The following is a 19,217-nucleotide window of genomic DNA, read 5'->3' as shown; positions in this document are numbered from 1 at the left end:
ACTTATTTTTCTAATTCGAAATGATTATGAATGGCATTAACTGCTTTGTCACAATCTTTTTCTAAGACAATACAAGAAGTCCTAATTTCACTAGTGGCAATCATTTCAATATTGATATTTTGGTCAGCCAATGCTCTAAATATTTTTCCAGCCGTTCCAACCTTAAATGCCATTCCCGCTCCTACAGTACTAACTTTGGCTATGGCAGGGCCATCTTCAATGTATGATCCGGGTAATTTTTTTGTTAAGACATCAAAAACTAAATTAGCTTTTTCTCTATCTTGCTTATTCATTGTAAGACTAATATCTTTAGTTTTTAAATAGGAAATTCTCTCAGACTGCACGATAGTATCGAAAAGTAAGTTATTTTCAGCTAATGCTAAACATATCGATGCTGCTACACCTGGACGATCAGGCAGTTTTCGAAAACTTACTTGAACTTGGTTTTTATCTAATGCAATTCCTCTTACTTCAGGTTGATCTTGTTTTTCGTTAATTGGATTAATAAATATTTGTGTATCGGATAACTTAAATTTCTCAGCAACAAATCTAATAGCTTTTGGAATATTATTGATTTCAATCACGCAGCTGACTTTAATTTCACTAGTAGCTATTAACCTGACATTTATATTCGCTTGAGATAAAGTATCAAATAAATCAGCTGAAACACTAGGTCTACCCATAATGCCTGCTCCTTGAATACTTAATTTAGTCATGTTTGTTTTTAGATTATATTCTCCTCCTAATTGACTAGTTATAAGTTCGCATTGTTCTGCAGTCTTTTTAACTTCTAATTCACTAACAGTAAATGTAATATCGTTATTATTTCCATCATTTGTAGCTTGTATGATTAAATCTACATTAATACTTGCTTCTGAAAGTTTTTCAAATATTTGTGCAGCAATCCCAGGCCTATCAGGAATATTTGAGAGACTGAATACTGCTTGGTTTTCTAAAACTTCAAGACTATTGACTGTTTGTGTTAATTCTAAGCTTCCTCTTTTTAGCGGGAGAGGTTGGATTTGACTTTCTAGGAAAGTCCCACTTGAGTTACTTTGGCTTGATTTGACACACAATTTAATTCCATAATTGCGAGCAATTTCTACTGCTCTTGGATGTAGAACTGAAGCACCGACACTTGCAAGTTCAAGCATTTCCTCACAGCTAATTTCATCTAAGAGTTTTGCATTAGGAACAATTCTTGGATCAGTAGTAAGAACCCCTGGAACGTCTGTATAAATTTCGCAAGTCTCAGCTCCTAATGCTGTTGATAAAGCTACTGCGGAAGTATCTGAACCACCTCTACCCAAAGTTGTAATTTCCATTGAACCCGTATGGCTTAATGAAGTCCCTTGAAATCCAGCCACTACAACTACAAAACCCTGATTTATATAATTTTGGATTCTTTCTGTTTTAATATCCAGAATTCTCGCTTTCCCATGAATTGATTCAGTAATAATTCCAACCTGGCTTCCGGTCATTGAAATTGCAGGTATTCCGTATTCGTTTAATGCCATTGCGAGAAGAGCTATGGTTACTTGCTCTCCAGTTGAAAGAAGCATATCCAATTCTCTTCGATTAGGATTTTTACTAATTGATTCTGCTAGACAATTTAAATCATCTGTAGTTTGCCCCATTGCAGAGACAACTACGACAATTTCATTTCCTGCTTCTTTACTTTGACAAATGCTACTTGCAATACTTTTAATTTTTTTAATATCACCGACAGAAGTACCGCCAAATTTTTTTACTAGTAAAGCCATATTTAAATCATAATGTAAATTCTTAAACTTATAATTTGGTTAACTTAAATTAATTAAATTCTCTGTAAAAACATTTATAGGATTATTACCTTGTTTTAGTAATGATTCAATATCTAATAAGTTACTCATTAAATTAATTAAATATTTTTGCGATACATTTTTGACTTTTTTTCGAATAAAAAAAATTCTTCTTGGATTAGAAATGCCTGCAAGATTACAAATCTTTTCTGCATTATCGTTTTCTGAATTAATTGCTAATTTTATAATGGTATGAATTCTTATTTGACTAATTAAACCTGCATTTAGTCTTAAAGCGGGTTCTCCTTTCTGTAAGGAATAATTTATTTCAATTAGGCTTTCATTAATATTTTTTTTTAAGAGAAGATCAATAATTTTGAAAATATTGGATTGATGATCACTAAAGATTTTTTTTACATCAATACTTTTAAGAAAAAGTTGTGAATTCGAATCACTTGATATTGCAGAAAGGTATGTTTTTGCTTTGGCTAATTCATTTATTAGTTTAAAGCTATCATTCCCAACAGAATCAATAATTAATTCAGCTGCATTTTTATCAATTTTGATATTCATCTCATTTGCTGCATCTTCTAAAAATCTTTTTTGTCCCTCATAGTCCCAGATTTCAGGTAAAGGAAATGATTTTTCTTTGGCTAGATTATTTTTGATGAGTTTTTGTAAAAATTTAGTACTCTTTAGTCTTGAGTCTGGTTTTTTTGTATTTTGTAAAATGAAATAAGTATTTTGAGGTATATTGTCATGGATTTTTTCAAATTTAGTTCTTAGATCCTCATTTTTTGCAGTAAAAATTGGATTATTTTTCAATGTAACTATTCTGTATCCATCTCCAAAAGGAGGTGTAAGAACTTCATCAAAAGCTTTGTGGACTTGCTCATCATCATCTCCATTTAAATTAGTTACGTTTATTTCTTTCCATTCTTTGGATACTTCCTTGTCAATTAATTTTTGAATAAATGTATTTTGAGCATTTAGATCATTACCCCATAATATTTGTATTGGCATAATCGCTCAATAAAAACCATATATTAACTATGATTACTTCTAACACAAATTAAATTTAATGGTAATAGATCATCCAATTTTTTTGGAAAGCATTAGATTCATAAGATCTCATTTAGGAGCCAATGATCTAAATCATTTGGAAAAAAAAGTTTTAGAGAGATTAGTCCATACTTCAGGAGATTTTTCAGTTCAAAATCTCATAAATTTTAGTGAAGGTGCTTGCGAAAAGGGGCTTCAGGCACTTAAAAATGGTGCTCCGATTTTAACTGATACCGATATGGCAGCAGCAGCTATAAAATCAATGGCAGAAAATACAACTAGGAATAGAGTATTTACGGCTAGAATGTGGTTTGGAAAAAATAATCATACAAAATTAACTAAAACAGCATATGGCTTAAGTGAAGGTTGGAAGGAGTTATCCGCTACAAATACTGGAAGTAAATCACCTATTGTAGTTATTGGCAGTTCGCCTACAGCCTTAACTTATTTAATTGATATTTTAGAGACTTCAAAAGATTTTCCAAGTTTAATTATCGGAATGCCAGTTGGATTTATTGGAGTAGAGAAAAGCAAAAACAAACTGATTTCTACTGATTTTCCTAGAATTGTTTTGAGTTCAACTAGAGGAGGTGCTGCCATGGCAGCTGCTGCCGTTAACGCCTTGTTGAGGGAAACTATTTAAAAAGAATTTATCTTTTAAAAATGTCAAAAATCTACTCAATATCATAATTTAATTTATTATTTTCTTCTAAAGAATTTAAAACTGATTTTGCTTTTTCTATAACTTCTTTTGGAACCCCTGCTAATTTAGCTGCTTCTATACCGTAGCTTTTATTTGAGCCCCCTTTGACAATCCTGTGACTAAAAATTAGCTGATCGTTATTTCGTTCTACTAAAACTTGAAAATTTTGTATATTCTTATTTGAATTTTTTAAATAATTCAGCTCATGATAGTGCGTAGCAAAAATAGTATTACATTGAATTTTTTTTGCAAGATATTCACTTACTGACCAAGCTATTGAAAGTCCATCAAAAGTAGATGTTCCTCTACCTATTTCATCAAGTAAAACTAGTGAGTTAGAAGTTGCCTGATTTAGAATTGATGCAGTTTCAGACATTTCTACCATAAATGTTGATTGCCCAGATGATTGATCATCAACCGCCCCAATTCTTGTAAAAATCCTATCTACAATCTTGATTTCAGCATTATTAGCAGGAACAAAACTACCAATTTGTGCGAGAATTTGTATTAAACCAAGTTGTCTTATAAAGCAACTTTTTCCGCTTGCATTGGGACCGGTTAATATAATTAATTTTTGATTATCTTCGAAAGAGATATCATTAGCTATAAACTTTTTATCATTTAACAATTGTTCAACAATTGGATTTCTTCCTGCGATAATTTCTGTACTTTTTTTTGTCATTGAATCATTTATTGGTATTAATGAAGGTTTTATAAAATTGTTTTCTACTGAAGTAATTGATAAACCAAGCAATGCATCAAGAGATGCTATGGATTTTGCGATTGATCTTATTTGTTTAGTTTTTTCAGCAACTATATTTCTTAATTCGCAGAAAATTTCATATTCTCGTGATGAAGCTCTACTTTTTATTTGAAAAATCTTATTTTCTTTATTTTTAATTTCTGAAGTGATATACCTTTCTTCATTTGTAAGTGTTTGCCTTTTGATCCAATGTTGTGGAGCTAAATTAACTTTTGACTTATTTATAGAAATGTAGTAACCAAAATTTTTATGAAATTGAATTTTTAGGTTTGAAATTTTGCTAATTTTCCTTTCTTTTAATTCCTCTTTATTTAGCCACTCGGAGTAATCATCCATTAAATTGCGTAAACCGTCTAATACATTGTCAACACCATCGTGGATCATGCCTCCTTCACTAATGTTTAGAGGAGGATTTTCTATTAGTTTAAAACTTACAGTATCAGCTAAATTTAAGAGTCCTTCATCAATATTTTTTAATTGATTAGTCCAAACTGGGAGATCATATTCAAATACTTCAATTATGGATTTTAGCCTAGGTAATTTTTTTAAACCTTCCGCTATTGCAATTAAGTCTCTAGGACTTGCATGACCTGCACAAGCTCTACCTGCAAGTCTTTCTAAATCCCCCATTGCTCTAAGTAAATTTTGGGTATCTATACGTAATTGTTTAGATTCAATAAAGTTTTTAATTATATTTTGCCTTTTATAAATTTCATTAACGTTTAATAGAGGTGAATCTATCCACCTTCTTAAACACCTTGCACCCATGCAAGTATAAGTCCTATCAATACTCCATATTAGCGAACCTACATAATTGTTTTCTCGTTGTGTATTTTTAATTTCTAAGTTTTTTTGAGTTTGATAATCAATAATTAATTTGTTGTAACCAAATTGAATTTGTGGAAAGTCTAATGAGATTTTTACAGAAGAATCTTTATCTAAATTCGAAGGATTAATTTTTTCTAAATAATTTAATAAACCTCCAAGTGATCTAGTCGCATTGTTTAAATTTTTAAGTCCTATTCCTTCTAGGTTTGCAATTTGGAAATATTTTTTTATTAGATAATTTGCTTCATTAATGCCAAAATTAGTCTCTTGAGAAACAGTATATGTAATTTGATTATTTCCTTTAATTAATAAATTTCTGACTTCATTGCTCCCTACAATGATTTCTGAAGAATCTAATTTAATAATTTCATCAAATAGTTTTGAAAGAGATTGCCCTTCTAAAGTTACTAATTCTCCTGTGCTTACATCGGCTTTTGATATACCCCATTCATAAGATTCATCTGAGTTTTCTTCTGATAAGTAAATAGCAGTAATCCAATTATTTTTCTTTGCTATCAACATCCCCTCTTCAATTACAGTTCCAGGAGTAATTATTCTTGTTATCCCTCTTTTAATTGGAGTCCCATAATTTCCAGAACTTTTTTCTAATTGGTCGCATATAACCACAGAATAATTTTTTTTAATTAAATCAGCACAGTATCTCTCCATTGCATGATAGGGAACCCCTGCCATAGGTATCTTACCTATCTCTTTGCCAGCATCTTTACTTGTAAGTGTTATTTCTAAAAGGTTAGATATCAATACAGCGTCTTCAAAAAAACATTCAAAAAAATCTCCTAATCTATAAAGTAATAACCTATCTTTATTTTCCTCTTTTAGAGTTACATAATGCTTCATTACAGGAGTTAATTTCAGTTTCGAAACTGTTTTATAGCTAAAAGATTCTTCATTAATGCAATTATTTTTGTTATTTGAAATTAAATCATTCTTGAATTCATTTATCAAATTAGTTGAATTTTTTCTTTGTCTAGGTCTTTTTTGCGATTCTTTTTTTAAATCTTCCCAAGATAAATCTTCTGGAATATTTGTTATTTTTTTTTGCTCATTTTTTTCATTATCAATCGCAAATAAATTCTTTTGAATTATCGTATCTTCTTGCATACTTTTTTAATTCCTAAATAGATATTAGGTAGAAATTTTTTTTTTGCATTTAAAGTGGCTAAAGTATGTAAATTTTCTCAAAAAATTATCATTTTCATGAGAATATAGTATTTATAATAATTTGAAACCTAAGACTGAATTATGCAAGCTGTTAACTTTTTCTTCGTAAATGCACTATTATTCGCTTCTTTAATTGCGGTAGTTGGAGTACCCGTTTTATATGTGACTCAACCTTCTACTGAGGAAGGACAGCGAGAAAGTAGGAGAAAAATTTATTCTATTGCTGCTGTTTGGGTTGTTTTGGTTTTTGTTACAGGGATAGTTTCTTCATTAGTTTGAACTTGATACCTTTTCGTGAGAGTCTATTAATATATCGAAGTAAAATTTAATGGCTATTTTTGAGGGATCTTTTACTAATGCATCTACTTTAAAAGTTGGGATTGTAATAGCAAGATTTAATGATTTAATTACAAATAAAATTCTATCCGGTTGTCTTGATTGTTTAAAAAGGCATGGTTTAGATACTTCTGAATTAAGCAATCAAGTAGATATAGTTTGGGTTCCTGGTTCATTCGAATTACCAATCGCAGCTAAAACTCTGATGAAAAAAAAGAGTTATGACGTTGTAATTGCTCTTGGGGCTGTGATACGTGGTGAAACTTCCCACTATGATGTAGTTATATCTGAGGCGAGCAAAGGCATTTCACAAGTTTCAAATGAAAATAATGTTCCAATTATTTTTGGAGTTTTAACTACTGATACTATGCAGCAGGCTTTAGAAAGAGCAGGGATTAAAAATAATCTTGGTTGGAATTATGCTTTGCAAGCAATTGAGATGGGATCTTTAATTAAAAATTTAAATTAATTGAAAAAATTTAATTATTTCTATCATTGAACCCTTCTTTGAGATAAAATAAAAAAGTTACGCGGATGTAGCTCAGTGGTAGAGCATCTCCTTGCCAAGGAGAATGTCGAGAGTTCGAATCTCTTCATCCGCTTTTAATGTTTGTATCTTTTAAAGTATTCTTAACAATCATTTCGTAATGACAAGAGAAATTTCTATTGAGGATTTAAAGGGATTATTTACTAAACCTTATGGTACAGATGCACCAACAAAACAAAAATGGGCTGAATTTTATAATGAGAATGTTATCTTTACAGACCCAACACAGGAAACAGAGGGCTTAGATTCTTATGTTAAAGCTCAAGAAAAGTTAGTTAAAAGATGTGATGATGTTTTTTTAGAAACTCATGCAATTTCCATAACTGGGGATTGTGGATTTGTTGAATGGACAATGGGTTTAAAAATTATGGGTAAAGAATTTATTTATCCTGGAACTACGCGTTTATTATTTGGTGAAAACGGATTAATAAAAGAGCACAGAGATTATTTTGATTTTTGTGGACCAACTTTTGGACCAGTTCCTATTTTAGGTCCCTTTATAAGATGGCTTTATAGTAAATTTGTATCTTGATTTTGTTTTCTTTAAAAAAAGAGTGCTTTATATTTCACGAATTAATAAATTTTGAGAAGTAACTTCTTTAAAATCCAATTGAGAATAAAACAATTTTTTATTTGTTGTCATTAAATATAATTTTTTTGTATTTTTAATTTTTTTAGAAGATAAAAGATTTTTTACAATTAATGTGCCAAAACCTTTACCTTGGTGATTTTGATCTATAACAATATCCCAAAGTACTCCGCGATATATCCCATCGGTTAAAGCTCTACCAAAACCAACTATTTCCTTACCAACCCAAAGACTTATTACGACATCACTGTTAGCAAGACATTTTTTTAGATCATTAATTGTTCTATTTTTGGCCCAGAAAGCATTTCTATCTAGTAATTTTTGTAACTTAATTAGTCCATTCGTCGGTTTAAGATTTGGACCTAATCCAAAAACCCTTAATCCTAAAGCTCCTTTGGCATGTTTGATTAGAGATATTTCTTTCATTTATTAAAAAGATTTTTGAAAAGTGATGTCGGTTAGTAGATTTCCGTGACTTCAATCTAAATACCATAATCGATCGTTTCTATAAAATAAAGAGATAATAGTTTTCTTCATTCAGTTGTAACGCACTAATTTATAATGTTTGTAATAGGATGATTTTTTTAAGGACTTTGACTTATGCTAAAACTTTTGTTGGGAGATCCGAATACACGAAAGTTAAAGCGCTATCAACCAATAGTAGAAGAGATAAATTTTTTAGAAGAAGATATTTCTCAATTGACTGATGATGAGCTAAGAAAAGAAACTCAAAATCTTAAATCAAAGATTTCATCAGAATTAGATTTAAAAAAACAAAAAGAACTCTTGGAAAAATTTCTTCCTAAAGCCTTTGCAATAGTAAGAGAAGCAAGTAAACGCGTTCTTGATATGAGGCATTTTGATGTTCAGTTAATAGGCGGGATGGTTTTACATGAGTGTCAAATTGCTGAGATGAAGACTGGAGAGGGAAAAACTCTTGTAGCAACATTACCTTGTTATTTAAATGCCCTTACTGGAAAAGGTGTTCATGTTGTTACTGTAAACGATTATTTAGCTAGAAGAGATGCAGAGTGGATGGGACAAGTTCATCGTTTTTTAGGTTTATCCGTTGGTTTAATTCAGCAAGATATGAACCCAGTTGAGAGAAAGAAAAATTATGATTGTGATATAACTTATGCCACAAATTCCGAATTAGGATTTGATTATTTAAGAGATAATATGTCCACCGATATTAATGAGGTAGTTCAAAGAAAATTCAATTACTGTGTAATTGACGAGGTTGATTCAATATTAATTGATGAGGCAAGAACGCCTCTAATAATTTCTGGCCAAGTCGAAAGACCGCAAGAAAAATATCAAAAAGCTGCAGAATTATCTCTGGCATTAATCAAAGCCAAAGAATTAAGCAAAGATGGTATTGATCCAGAAGGGGATTATGAAGTTGATGAAAAGCAGAGAAGTTGTATATTAACTGATCAGGGTTTTGCAAAATGTGAAGAGTATTTGGGAGTCAATGATTTATATAATCCTCAAGATCCTTGGGCGCATTACATAACTAACGCTTTAAAAGCCAAAGAATTATTTATTAAAGATGTAAATTATATTATTAAGAACGATGAGGCTGTGATAGTGGATGAATTTACTGGTAGGGTGATGCCAGGAAGGCGTTGGAGTGATGGACAACATCAAGCAATAGAAGCAAAAGAGAGTCTGAAAATTCAGCCTGAGACTCAAACATTAGCATCCATAACTTATCAGAATTTTTTCCTTTTATATCCTGGTTTAGCAGGAATGACAGGAACAGCAAAAACTGAAGAGGTTGAATTTGAAAAAACTTATAAATTGGAATCAACAGTCATACCGACAAATCAAATAAGAAAAAGGCAAGATTGGTCCGATCAAGTATTCAAGACAGAGACTGGTAAATGGAAAGCGGTTGCTAAAGAAACTGCACAAATTCATAGAGATGGCAGACCTGTTTTAGTAGGTACAACAAGTGTTGAAAAAAGTGAATTATTAAGTTCACTTTTATCTGAAGAAAAAATCCCACATAATTTGTTAAATGCTAAACCAGAGAACGTTGAACGTGAGGCAGAAATTGTTGCTCAGGCAGGAAGAGCAGGTGCTGTTACTATCGCGACTAATATGGCTGGAAGGGGAACAGATATAATTCTTGGTGGTAACAGTGACTATATGGCAAGACTGAAATTAAAAGAAATTTTAATTCCCTTATTAGTAAAGCCTGATAATGAGCATAAGCCACCAATCCCTAGACAAAAAAGTACAAAATCTAAGGGTGGTTTTTCTAAAAAAGCTGTTTCAAATTTGAAAAAGAACATTTTAACTTCTTCAACTAGTCTTTTCCCTTGCAAGCTTGATGAAGAAATTGAAAAGAAACTCTCAACCTTATCAAATAAACTTGTGGAAAACTGGGGAGATAGACAACTTTCTGTTTTGGAGCTGGATGACAGGATAGCGACAGCTGCAGAAAAAGCACCGACCGATGATAGTTTAATAAAGCTTTTGAGAGAATCTTTATCAGAAGTAAAAGAAGAATATGAAAAAGTTTTGATTCATGAAGAAGAAAAAGTTAGAGAAGCCGGCGGATTACATGTAATCGGTACTGAGAGACATGAATCAAGAAGAGTGGATAATCAACTTAGAGGTAGAGCAGGCAGACAAGGTGATCTTGGAAGTACAAGATTCTTTTTATCCTTAGAAGATAACTTATTAAGAATTTTTGGAGGTGATAGAGTAGCAAATCTAATGAATGCTTTTAGGGTTGATGAAGATATGCCTATCGAGTCTGGAATGCTTACTAGATCTTTAGAAAGTGCGCAAAAAAAAGTAGAGACTTACTACTACGATATTAGAAAACAAGTTTTCGAGTATGACGAAGTAATGAATAATCAAAGAAAGGCAGTTTATAGTGAAAGATTAAGAGTTTTGCAAGGAATTGATTTAAAGAGGCAAGTAATAGGATATGGAGAAAGAACAATGAGTGAAATTGTAGAAGCTTATATTAATCCTGATCTTCCTCCTGAAGAATGGAATATTGATCAATTAATTTCTAAAGTTAAAGAATTTATTTATTTATTAGATGATCTTAAAGCGGATGATATTAATTTATTATCAATAGAAGAATTAAAAAACTATCTTCAAGAGCAGTTGAGAATTGCTTATGATTTAAAAGAATCTCAAATAGAAAAGATTCGTCCAGGATTAATGAGAGAAGCTGAAAGATTTTTTATTTTGCAGCAAATTGATAATTTATGGCGCGAACATCTTCAATCTATGGATTCCTTAAGGGAATCAGTTGGTTTGCGAGGTTATGGTCAAAAAGATCCTTTAATTGAATATAAAAATGAAGGTTACGATATGTTTCTAGAAATGATGACTAATATGAGACGAAATGTTATTTATTCAATGTTTATGTTTCAGCCTAAAACTGACAAAGACGATAAAAATTAAATCAAGATTTAATCGTCTCCAAGAAATTCTATGATTTCTTTGTCTTTAAGGTTTTGAGCATCACCGAGTTTAGAAATATCAATTGATTCTGAGTTAGCTAGACAATATATAGTTTTTTGTAATTTAAGAATTTCATTTTCAAGAGAATCAATTCTATCCATTAAATTTTTTATCACATTAGCTTCTGCATCTGGCAAGGCAGAGTGAGCTAATGGGTTTACTTTTACACCGCTTTGATGAACTACTCTCCCAGGAACTCCAACTACAGTGCTGTTTCCCTCTACATTACGAACAACTACTGAGCCCGCACCAATACGGGTATTAGAGCCTACAATTATGGATCCAAGAACTTTTGCTCCTGCTCCAACTACAACATTTTCCATTAAGGTTGGGTGTCTTTTCCCATTACTTTTACCAGTACCTCCTAATGTAACTCCCTGATAAAGTAAACAATTATTTCCTATCTCAGCTGTTTCACCAATTACTACCCCCATTCCATGATCTATGAAAACTCGTTTACCAATTTTGGCCCCAGGATGGATTTCAATTCCTGTTATTAGCCTATTTAGATGACTTAAAAGGCGTGGAATTAAAGGAATTTTTAATTGCCATAATTTATGAGTAAACCTATGAATCACTATTGATTGAAAGCCTGGGTAGCAAAGAAAAATTTCTATTATGCCTCTGGCAGCAGGATCTCTCTCCTTGATTATGTCGATGTCTGATTTAAAAGTTTTGAGAATCATGTTTAATTAATAACTCCAATTTCTTTTTTTAATTGATTTATGGTTTCAATACTCAAATAATTTTTGGCGCATATTATTTGGGGTAATCTCATAAGTTGAGAACGATTTTTTAATAACGTGTTTTCTACCACAGATAAACTAGGTCCATCACATACGATATGATTTGAAGCTTTTAAAAGTGATACTAATCTACTTTTATTGTCTGAAATTGCCGTCATAAGCATTAATTCACTACCTCGCATGCTGTGTATAATGACTTCTGCAGCTCTTAACAATCCAGGGCTAATACTAACGATACCTACACAACTTCCAGTATTTAATTCTTTGAGGATTTTTAATTCCTTTTGAAAGTCGCTCAAGTCAACAGCAATAGCCCGAACCCCATGCTGTTTAGCAACTTTTTCGAGCGGTTGTAAAAAATATCTGCTTGTCACAATAGTGCCATTATTTGAACTACTCAAAACTTTTTCAAGTTCTTCCATAGGAACAACTTCTACTGGAACACTAATTTTTGGAGAGAGGTCTTCCGCTATCAGCATAGAAGCTCCTATATCTTCTCTAGGAGTACTTACTATAATTCTTGCTCCGCATTTAATACGCCAATCAATTTCATTGGTTAATATTTCTCTTGTTTCTTGTAAAGTGCAGCCAAGACCAACAAATTTATCAATAGCTTTTTTTGCTTCTTGATCAGGAGGTTTTCTAATTTTGTCTTTTGAGTAAACTGATTTTCTGAAGTCTCTTTTAGTAAGATTATCTCTTACATAAATACCTGATCCGGCGATTGCTTCAACAATTCCATCTATTTCAAGTTGTCTGTAAACTTTACTTATTGTGTTGCGATGGAGTCCAGTCTGCATTGCGAGTTGCCTAGTACTGGGAAGTCTGTGTCCAGGAGGATAATGTCTTGCTGCTATTGCAAAGCAAATTTGATTATATAGTTGTGTAGATGCTGCTATGTCACTTTCTTGTTGAATATGGAATCTCACTTTAGAAAAGTCCTACCTAATTAATATTTATTAATAGTGACACATTAACATTTGTCATAGCTTTTCGATAATGATTTCTCATTCTCCATCTTTTTTTATAAGGGGAGTTTTTCTAGGGCTTAAAAACATAATCATGTTTCTTCCTTCTCTTGTTGGCTTTTGTTGTACTTCAGATTGTTCTTCTAAATCATTAGCCATTTTCAAAAGCAGTGTTTCAGCTAAATTTGAGTGTTGAATTTCTCTACCTCTGAAAATCACTGTGCATTTTACTTTATCTCCCGATTTTAAAAATTTAGTAGCTTGACCTATCCGTACGTCATAATCATGTTTTGCAATTTTGTATCTCATTTTTACTTCTTTAACTTCTGTTTGATGAGATTTTTTTCTAGCTTCTTTCGCTTTTTTTTCTTGTTCAAATTTATATTTTCCATAGTCCATGATTCTACAAACAGGAGGATCTGCTTTTTCGCTAACAAGAACCAAATCAAGTTCTCTTTGAGATGCTATTTCTAATGCTTTTAATCTATCTATAACTCCTAATTGTTTTCCATCTGAATCAACGACTCTCAATTGAGGGTATTTTATTCTTTCATTAATGTTTGGCAGCTCTCTAACTGGAGCGCGGCGGTCAAAACGTGGGCGTGGTGGCATTCAGTTTAGTTAATAGATTGATTGGTTGATGAACAAAATCTCTTATTTTATAAAGTTAGCCTAAAAAAGACTCTATTTTAATTATTGCATCTTTTAGCAGGTTTTTGTTATTAAGCCAAACAGGATTATTTTTATTACGAAACCATGTTTTTTGTCTTTTAGCAAATTGTATTGTTTTAGTAGTAGTTAACTCAATCGCCTCTTCAATAGTTAATTTGTTATTTAAAACTTGTTTAACTTCTCGGTAACCAATTGTTTCTAATATCGGTAAATCAGATCCATATTTAGAAATAAGTTGTTTTGTCTCTTCAATAATTCCAAAAGAATACATATTTCTTGTTCTTTGTAAAATTCTATTTTTTAAATTATCTCTGTCTAATCCAAGCTCTAGTATTCGCCAGTTAGGAGGTTTTTGTGCCTTTTGAGTTGATAAAGGTTTGCCTGTTACATAAAAAACCTCCAAAGCTCTTATTGTTCTAACGCGATCCGCAAAATTGATTTTTTTTGTTGATATTGGATCACAATTTTTTAAAAGTTCCCAACATTTTGTTTGCCCAAGTTCTTCTAATTGTCCTCTCAAATTATTCTGCGGAGGAACATCTGGTACAAAAAAACCTTTTGTTATTGAGTTCATATATAAACCACTTCCTCCGACAAGAAAAGGTAGATGATTCTTATTGATTTCCTTTTGTATTGATTCTTGAGCAATTTTTTGAAATTGTTTTACATTAATTGGGTAAATAGGCTCTGAGATATCTAATAAAAAATGCTTTATTTTTTTTTGCTGCCTCTTAGAAGGTTTGGCTGTGCCAATATCCATTGACTTATAAATTTGTCTTGAATCGATATTGTGTATGTGAGTCTTAAAATAATCTGCGATTTCAATAGCCAGGTCTGTTTTCCCACTTGCAGTGGGCCCAATTAAAACTATTACATGAGGTGGATTGGAAGACATACAAGTTTCTTAAGAATAATTTATCTGCTATATAACTAAAGAGATTAAATTTTTCATAGACTTCGAGCCTTTCTCTTATTGCAGTGGTAAGTTTAATGAAAGACCTTTTAAAAATTATAATTTTTAAAAGTTTAATTTTTTTATATTAAATGAGCGAGGACAAAAGATCTAATAAAATCTCAAATGATTATGGTGCGGAACAGATTCAGGTTTTAGAGGGGTTAGAACCAGTTCGTAAACGTCCAGGGATGTATATAGGTTCTACAGGTCCGAGAGGTTTGCATCATCTTGTATATGAGGTTGTTGATAATTCAGTAGATGAAGCACTTGCAGGACATTGTAATCATATAGAAATAGTTCTTAGGGCAGATGGATCTGCTTTAATTTCTGATAATGGACGAGGTATCCCAACAGATATTCATCCAAGGACAGGGAAAAGTGCCTTAGAAACTGTGCTGACCGTACTTCATGCGGGAGGAAAATTTGGAAGTGGCGGTTATAAAGTTTCGGGCGGACTGCATGGAGTTGGAATATCTGTAGTTAATGCTTTAAGCGAATGGGTCAATGTGACTGTTTTTAGAGATGGCAGTGAGTTTAATCAAAGATTCGAAAAAGGTGTATCGAAGGGTGAATTACAAACTAAAAAACAGTCCATAAAACCCTTTAAAAAAGGAACCACTATCTGCTTTAAACCAGATAAAACAATTTTTTCTGGAGGAATTGAATTTGAATATTCTCTTCTTTCATCAAGATTAAGAGAATTAGCTTATCTCAATGGTGGTGTAAAAATTGTTTTTAGAGATGAGCGAAGTGAATTATCAGACGGTTCTTTCAAAGAAGAAATTTATATGTATGAAGGAGGAATTAAAGAATATGTTCAATACATGAATTCAGAAAAGGATTCTATTCATCCTGAGATAATTTATGTTGATTCACAGAAAGAAAATGTTTATGTAGAAGCAGCTTTGCAATGGTGTTCAGATGTATATTCAGATAATATATTAGGTTTTGCTAATAATATTAGAACTATTGATGGGGGAACCCATATTGAAGGATTAAAAACAGTTTTGACAAGGACATTCAATAATCTTGCAAAAAAAAGAGGCAAAAGAAAAGATATTGAAAAAAATTTAGCTGGTGAAAATATCAGAGAGGGATTGACTGTAGTTTTATCAGTGAAAGTTCCAGATCCTGAATTTGAAGGACAAACAAAAACAAAATTAGGGAATACTGAAGTACGAGGAATTGTTGATTCTCTTATAGGAGAAGCTCTTACAAAATATATGGAATTCAATCCTGGAATTTTAGACTTGATTCTTGAAAAAGCAATTCAATCATTTAATGCGGCTGAAGCTGCAAGAAGGGCTAGAGAATTAGTCAGAAGAAAAAGTGTTCTTGAAAGTTCAACTTTACCTGGTAAGTTGGCAGATTGCAGTTCTAGAGATCCTTCAGAATCTGAAATTTATATAGTTGAAGGAGATTCTGCTGGTGGTTCGGCCAAACAAGGTAGAGATAGAAATTTTCAGGCTATATTGCCTCTCAGGGGTAAAATTCTCAATATTGAAAAAACAGACGATACAAAAATTTATAAAAATACAGAAATCCAGTCATTAATAACAGCATTAGGCTTAGGAATAAAAGGAGAGGAGTTTGACGCGAGCTCTTTGAGATATCACAGGGTTGTAATTATGACTGATGCTGATGTTGATGGTGCTCATATTAGAACTTTATTATTGACATTTTTTTATAGATATCAAAGAGAACTTGTTGAAAAAGGTTTTATTTACATTGCTTGTCCTCCCCTCTATAAAGTTGAAAGAGGCAAAAATCATAAATACTGCTATAACGAGAATCAATTAAAGGATACAATTAGAGATTTTGGAGAAAATGCTAATTATAATATTCAAAGATTTAAGGGCTTAGGCGAGATGATGCCAAGACAATTGTGGGATACAACTATGAATCCTCAAACTAGGATGATGAAAAGGGTTGAAATTGAAGATGCACTTGAAGCTGACAGAATATTCAACATATTAATGGGAGACAAAGTTGCACCAAGAAGAGAATTTATTGAAACTCATAGTAGCAACTTAGATATGGCAACTTTAGATATATGATTAACAATATCCTAAAGAATTTTTGCTTATTTACGTTTGCATTAATTGCTCCAATTACGTTACCTGCTGGTGGAATCCAAAAAAGTTTAAATCAAAATAAGTTTTCCCATAACATAAATGAAATTATATTGAGTGCTAATACCTCTCTTTATTCTTTTCCTGAAGTTCATTCTAATGAATTATTAGTTCTTGATATAGGTACAACCTTATCAGTTTTACGAAATTGGAAAATCAACGAAAGTGAAATTTGGGCTAGAGTTGAATTAGCTTCTAATAAATTTTTAGACGATCCTAATAAGATTACAAAAGGCTGGATAAAAATCTAAATTTTGGATTTTAATTCAATAGCTATAATTTTTATTGGCAGTTTTCTTGGTTTAATATTTAGAATATTCATACAAAATTATTTAAAAATAAATATAGGATTTGATATTCAGAATACTTCAATCGTGAATTTCATAGCATCATTTTGTCTAGGAATTTTAGTAGCATTAAATTTTAATAATAACGACATATTGTTATTATTTTATACTGGTTTTTTAGGTTGTTTTAGTACATTTTCTTCCTTTATTTTTCAACTATTTGTTCTTCTGAGGAAGAGGAAATTCATAAGATTATTTTTTCACTATATAGAAGTAATTGTATTTTCTTTTCTTTTCTTTTATTTAGGTTACTTTCTTATTATTTTTTTTTAAATTGAAAATACAAACTTTTTTTTATCTTCTTTTAGCCTCTTATTTAGGTACTTTTTTAAGACTTTTTATAGATAATAACTTTATTATTTCAATACTCGGCTCATTTTTTGTTGGTTTTATTATTAGTAAAAGATTAAGTTACTCAAGCGAAAAAATTTTACTAAGTGGTTTTTTTTCTTGCTTTACGTCCTTTAGTGGATTTATATATTTCTTATATAAAATTCTTAATCAAGGAGATTTGATAAGATTTATAATTTTTTTTAATTTAATCATTATCTTAAATCTATTCACAATGTATTTTGGCTTTTTAATTAGTAGAAAAATTACTTAGATTTCATATAATAGTGATGTTACTTTGACAAGGGATTATATTTATGAATGAAAATAATCTTGAAACAGTTACATCCTTATCTTCAGATTTAAGTACTCGAGAAAATATTACTGTTCAACTTGAAGAATTACTTATCGCAGGAAATTATGATGAGGCAAAGTTACTTTTAGAACCTTCCCAACCTGTTGATATTGCAGAGGCTATTGGAAGTCTTCCATTAATTTTGCAGGCATTAGCTTTTAGATTATTAAAAAAAAATGAGGCAATTGAGGTTTATGAATATTTAGATCCAATAGTTCAACAAACTTTATTAGACAGACTTCGTTCAGGAGAAGTTTTAGAAATAGTTGAGAAAATGTCGCCTGATGATAGGGTTCAACTCTTTGACGAATTACCTGCAAAAGTTGTACGAAGATTTTTGTCTGCTCTGAGCCCTGGTGAAAGAAAAGTAACAGCTGAATTACTTGGATATGAACCGGAAACTGCTGGAAGATTAATGACAACCGAATTCATAGACCTTAAAGAGATGCAAACGGCAGCTGAGGCTCTTTCATTAGTCAGAAAAAGAGCTCCGTTTACAGAAACAATTTATAGTTTATACGTTACGGATAAAGAAAGACATCTAACGGGTATTCTTTCTTTAAGAGATCTTGTAACTGCGGATCCTTCCAAGCCGATTGGAGATGTTATGACAAGAGATGTTGTTAATATCTCAACGAATACGAATCAAGAAGAAGTCGCAAGAGCGATACAACGATATGATTTCTTAGCGCTCCCAGTTGTTGATAAAGAAAAAAGACTTGTTGGAATAGTAACTGTTGACGATTTAATTGATGTTATAGAGCAAGAAGCAACAAGAGATATTTATGCGGCTGGGGCAGTTCAACCTGGAGATGAAGATGATTATTTCCAGAGTAGTTTATTTACCATAGCTAGACGAAGAATTTTGTGGTTGTTAATTTTGGTTTTGGCAAATGGTTTGACTACAAAGGTTATAGCGATGAATGATCAAATTTTAAAAGAGGTAGTTTTGCTAGCTGCATTTATCCCACTACTCATTGGTACTGGGGGAAATGTTGGCGCTCAAAGCTCAACGGTTGTAATTAGAGGTTTAAGTACTCAAAAATTGAAGTCTCTTGGAGCAATTAAGGCAGTAATTAAGGAGGCAATAACAGGCGCTCTCTTAGGTATTTTGATGATGATAGTAGTATTCCCCTTTGCTTGGTGGCAAGGAGAAGGCCCTCTAATAGCTTCTGCAGTAGGAATAAGTTTAATATCTATAACGACTTTAGCTGCTACAACTGGTGCCATTTTACCTTTATTGTTTGACAGAATGAGATTAGATCCAGCTTTAATGTCATCTCCTTTTATAACTACTGTCACCGACATAGCAGGTGTTTTTATTTATCTAAGTACAGCAAATTGGTTATTAAGCTCTTCATAGTCTGAATCCACTAGGTATTTATTCTCATTTTTGTAAATTTGTGGATTTTTTTGTTTAACTTTACAT

18 protein-coding genes and 1 tRNA gene are annotated in these 19,217 nt (G+C 31.6%); 11 read left to right on the top strand and 8 right to left on the bottom strand.

Going from position 1 to position 19,217, the window contains the following annotated elements; all coding sequences use genetic code 11:
* Window positions 1-2: 2 nt before the first annotated feature.
* Window positions 3-1,763, bottom strand: a complete 1,761-nt coding sequence (locus HA144_RS09125; protein ID WP_209043725.1) for an aspartate kinase — start codon at window positions 1,761-1,763, stop codon at window positions 3-5.
* 39 nt (window positions 1,764-1,802) lie between these two features.
* Window positions 1,803-2,804, bottom strand: coding sequence for a DNA polymerase III subunit delta (gene holA, locus HA144_RS09120; protein ID WP_209043724.1), 1,002 nt, complete (start codon window positions 2,802-2,804; stop codon window positions 1,803-1,805).
* A gap of 58 nt (window positions 2,805-2,862) precedes the next feature.
* On the opposite strand from holA, the gene HA144_RS09115 reads away from it, so the two are divergent.
* A complete protein-coding gene (locus tag HA144_RS09115) occupies window positions 2,863-3,486 on the top strand; it encodes a precorrin-8X methylmutase (protein ID WP_209043723.1) in 624 nt (207 codons plus the stop codon).
* A 31-nt stretch (window positions 3,487-3,517) separates the two neighbouring features.
* Here the strand turns inward: HA144_RS09115 and mutS are convergent, their stop codons facing one another.
* A complete protein-coding gene (gene mutS, locus HA144_RS09110; RefSeq protein WP_209043722.1) occupies window positions 3,518-6,259 on the bottom strand; it encodes a DNA mismatch repair protein MutS in 2,742 nt (913 codons plus the stop codon).
* Window positions 6,260-6,400: 141 nt separating this feature from the next.
* Between mutS and psbZ the strand changes: the two genes are divergently transcribed.
* The 4 genes from psbZ to HA144_RS09090 all read left to right on the top strand — a co-directional run bounded on the left by psbZ (window position 6,401) and on the right by HA144_RS09090 (window position 7,734).
* Window positions 6,401-6,598: a photosystem II reaction center protein PsbZ gene (gene psbZ, locus HA144_RS09105; RefSeq protein WP_002807211.1), complete on the top strand. Its 198-nt coding sequence runs from the start codon at window positions 6,401-6,403 to the stop codon at window positions 6,596-6,598.
* Window positions 6,599-6,647: 49 nt separating this feature from the next.
* A complete protein-coding gene (gene ribH, locus HA144_RS09100; RefSeq protein ID WP_025893656.1) occupies window positions 6,648-7,124 on the top strand; it encodes a 6,7-dimethyl-8-ribityllumazine synthase in 477 nt (158 codons plus the stop codon).
* 61 nt (window positions 7,125-7,185) lie between these two features.
* Window positions 7,186-7,257, top strand: a tRNA-Gly gene (locus HA144_RS09095).
* Between the two features lie 45 nt (window positions 7,258-7,302).
* Entirely contained in the window at window positions 7,303-7,734 is a 432-nt protein-coding gene (locus HA144_RS09090; protein ID WP_209043721.1) for a nuclear transport factor 2 family protein, read from the top strand.
* A 27-nt stretch (window positions 7,735-7,761) separates the two neighbouring features.
* Here HA144_RS09090 and HA144_RS09085 read toward each other — a convergent pair whose 3' ends face one another.
* Window positions 7,762-8,217, bottom strand: coding sequence for a GNAT family N-acetyltransferase (locus HA144_RS09085; RefSeq protein ID WP_209043720.1), 456 nt, complete (start codon window positions 8,215-8,217; stop codon window positions 7,762-7,764).
* A gap of 174 nt (window positions 8,218-8,391) precedes the next feature.
* Between HA144_RS09085 and secA the strand changes: the two genes are divergently transcribed.
* Complete coding sequence (secA, locus tag HA144_RS09080) at window positions 8,392-11,223, top strand: preprotein translocase subunit SecA (RefSeq protein ID WP_209043719.1); 2,832 nt, start codon at window positions 8,392-8,394, stop codon at window positions 11,221-11,223.
* Window positions 11,224-11,231: 8 nt separating this feature from the next.
* Here the strand turns inward: secA and cysE are convergent, their stop codons facing one another.
* The 4 genes from cysE to miaA all read right to left on the bottom strand — a co-directional run bounded on the left by cysE (window position 11,232) and on the right by miaA (window position 14,564).
* On the bottom strand, window positions 11,232-11,966 hold the full coding sequence (gene cysE / locus HA144_RS09075) for a serine O-acetyltransferase (protein ID WP_209043804.1): 735 nt from the start codon (window positions 11,964-11,966) through the stop codon (window positions 11,232-11,234).
* A 5-nt stretch (window positions 11,967-11,971) separates the two neighbouring features.
* Window positions 11,972-12,958 (bottom strand): GntR family transcriptional regulator, encoded by a 987-nt coding sequence (locus HA144_RS09070; protein ID WP_209043718.1) that lies wholly within the window; start codon window positions 12,956-12,958, stop codon window positions 11,972-11,974.
* 78 nt (window positions 12,959-13,036) lie between these two features.
* Window positions 13,037-13,609 carry a translation initiation factor IF-3 gene (gene infC, locus HA144_RS09065; protein ID WP_209043717.1) on the bottom strand — a complete coding sequence of 191 codons (573 nt, stop codon included), beginning with the start codon at window positions 13,607-13,609 and terminating at the stop codon, window positions 13,037-13,039.
* Between the two features lie 55 nt (window positions 13,610-13,664).
* The gene (miaA, locus tag HA144_RS09060; protein ID WP_209043716.1) at window positions 13,665-14,564 is read right to left on the bottom strand and encodes a tRNA (adenosine(37)-N6)-dimethylallyltransferase MiaA; all 900 of its coding nucleotides are present in this window, start codon (window positions 14,562-14,564) and stop codon (window positions 13,665-13,667) included.
* A gap of 149 nt (window positions 14,565-14,713) precedes the next feature.
* Here miaA and gyrB point away from each other — a divergent pair, with 149 nt between their 5' ends.
* From gyrB to mgtE, 5 genes are read left to right on the top strand one after another with little or no spacing between them, the layout of a single operon-like run.
* Window positions 14,714-16,681, top strand: coding sequence for a DNA topoisomerase (ATP-hydrolyzing) subunit B (gene gyrB / locus HA144_RS09055; protein WP_209043715.1), 1,968 nt, complete (start codon window positions 14,714-14,716; stop codon window positions 16,679-16,681).
* The gene (locus tag HA144_RS09050) at window positions 16,678-17,007 is read left to right on the top strand and encodes a hypothetical protein (RefSeq protein ID WP_209043714.1); all 330 of its coding nucleotides are present in this window, start codon (window positions 16,678-16,680) and stop codon (window positions 17,005-17,007) included. The genes gyrB and HA144_RS09050 overlap by 4 nt, the downstream gene beginning before the upstream one ends.
* Window positions 17,008-17,010: 3 nt before the next feature.
* Window positions 17,011-17,376: a fluoride efflux transporter FluC gene (locus HA144_RS09045; protein WP_209043713.1), complete on the top strand. Its 366-nt coding sequence runs from the start codon at window positions 17,011-17,013 to the stop codon at window positions 17,374-17,376.
* Window position 17,377: 1 nt separating this feature from the next.
* Window positions 17,378-17,707, top strand: coding sequence for a CrcB family protein (locus tag HA144_RS09040; RefSeq protein WP_209043712.1), 330 nt, complete (start codon window positions 17,378-17,380; stop codon window positions 17,705-17,707).
* A gap of 43 nt (window positions 17,708-17,750) precedes the next feature.
* Window positions 17,751-19,151, top strand: coding sequence for a magnesium transporter (mgtE, locus tag HA144_RS09035; protein WP_209043711.1), 1,401 nt, complete (start codon window positions 17,751-17,753; stop codon window positions 19,149-19,151).
* Window positions 19,152-19,217 lie beyond the last annotated feature (66 nt).

The sequence above is a fragment of the Prochlorococcus marinus XMU1404 genome, assembly GCF_017696175.1.
Taxonomy (GTDB): domain Bacteria; phylum Cyanobacteriota; class Cyanobacteriia; order PCC-6307; family Cyanobiaceae; genus Prochlorococcus_A; species Prochlorococcus_A marinus_X.
The sequence above is the reverse complement of the archived record's forward strand: the minus strand, read 5'-3'. Positions and strand labels throughout refer to the sequence as shown.

What these genes read in the sequence shown, in the direction of transcription:
- HA144_RS09085 (WP_209043720.1), bottom strand. Translation starts at nt 8,217, where the DNA reads ATGAAAGAAATATCTCTAATCAAACATGCCAAAGGAGCTTTAGGATTA.
- mutS (WP_209043722.1), bottom strand. Translation starts at nt 6,259, where the DNA reads ATGCAAGAAGATACGATAATTCAAAAGAATTTATTTGCGATTGATAAT.
- gyrB (WP_209043715.1), top strand. Translation starts at nt 14,714, where the DNA reads ATGAGCGAGGACAAAAGATCTAATAAAATCTCAAATGATTATGGTGCG.
- secA (WP_209043719.1), top strand. Translation starts at nt 8,392, where the DNA reads ATGCTAAAACTTTTGTTGGGAGATCCGAATACACGAAAGTTAAAGCGC.
- HA144_RS09050 (WP_209043714.1), top strand. Translation starts at nt 16,678, where the DNA reads ATGATTAACAATATCCTAAAGAATTTTTGCTTATTTACGTTTGCATTA.
- psbZ (WP_002807211.1), top strand. Translation starts at nt 6,401, where the DNA reads ATGCAAGCTGTTAACTTTTTCTTCGTAAATGCACTATTATTCGCTTCT.
- miaA (WP_209043716.1), bottom strand. Translation starts at nt 14,564, where the DNA reads ATGTCTTCCAATCCACCTCATGTAATAGTTTTAATTGGGCCCACTGCA.
- HA144_RS09115 (WP_209043723.1), top strand. Translation starts at nt 2,863, where the DNA reads ATGGTAATAGATCATCCAATTTTTTTGGAAAGCATTAGATTCATAAGA.
- infC (WP_209043717.1), bottom strand. Translation starts at nt 13,609, where the DNA reads ATGCCACCACGCCCACGTTTTGACCGCCGCGCTCCAGTTAGAGAGCTG.
- HA144_RS09090 (WP_209043721.1), top strand. Translation starts at nt 7,303, where the DNA reads ATGACAAGAGAAATTTCTATTGAGGATTTAAAGGGATTATTTACTAAA.
- mgtE (WP_209043711.1), top strand. Translation starts at nt 17,751, where the DNA reads ATGAATGAAAATAATCTTGAAACAGTTACATCCTTATCTTCAGATTTA.
- ribH (WP_025893656.1), top strand. Translation starts at nt 6,648, where the DNA reads ATGGCTATTTTTGAGGGATCTTTTACTAATGCATCTACTTTAAAAGTT.
- holA (WP_209043724.1), bottom strand. Translation starts at nt 2,804, where the DNA reads ATGCCAATACAAATATTATGGGGTAATGATCTAAATGCTCAAAATACA.
- HA144_RS09125 (WP_209043725.1), bottom strand. Translation starts at nt 1,763, where the DNA reads ATGGCTTTACTAGTAAAAAAATTTGGCGGTACTTCTGTCGGTGATATT.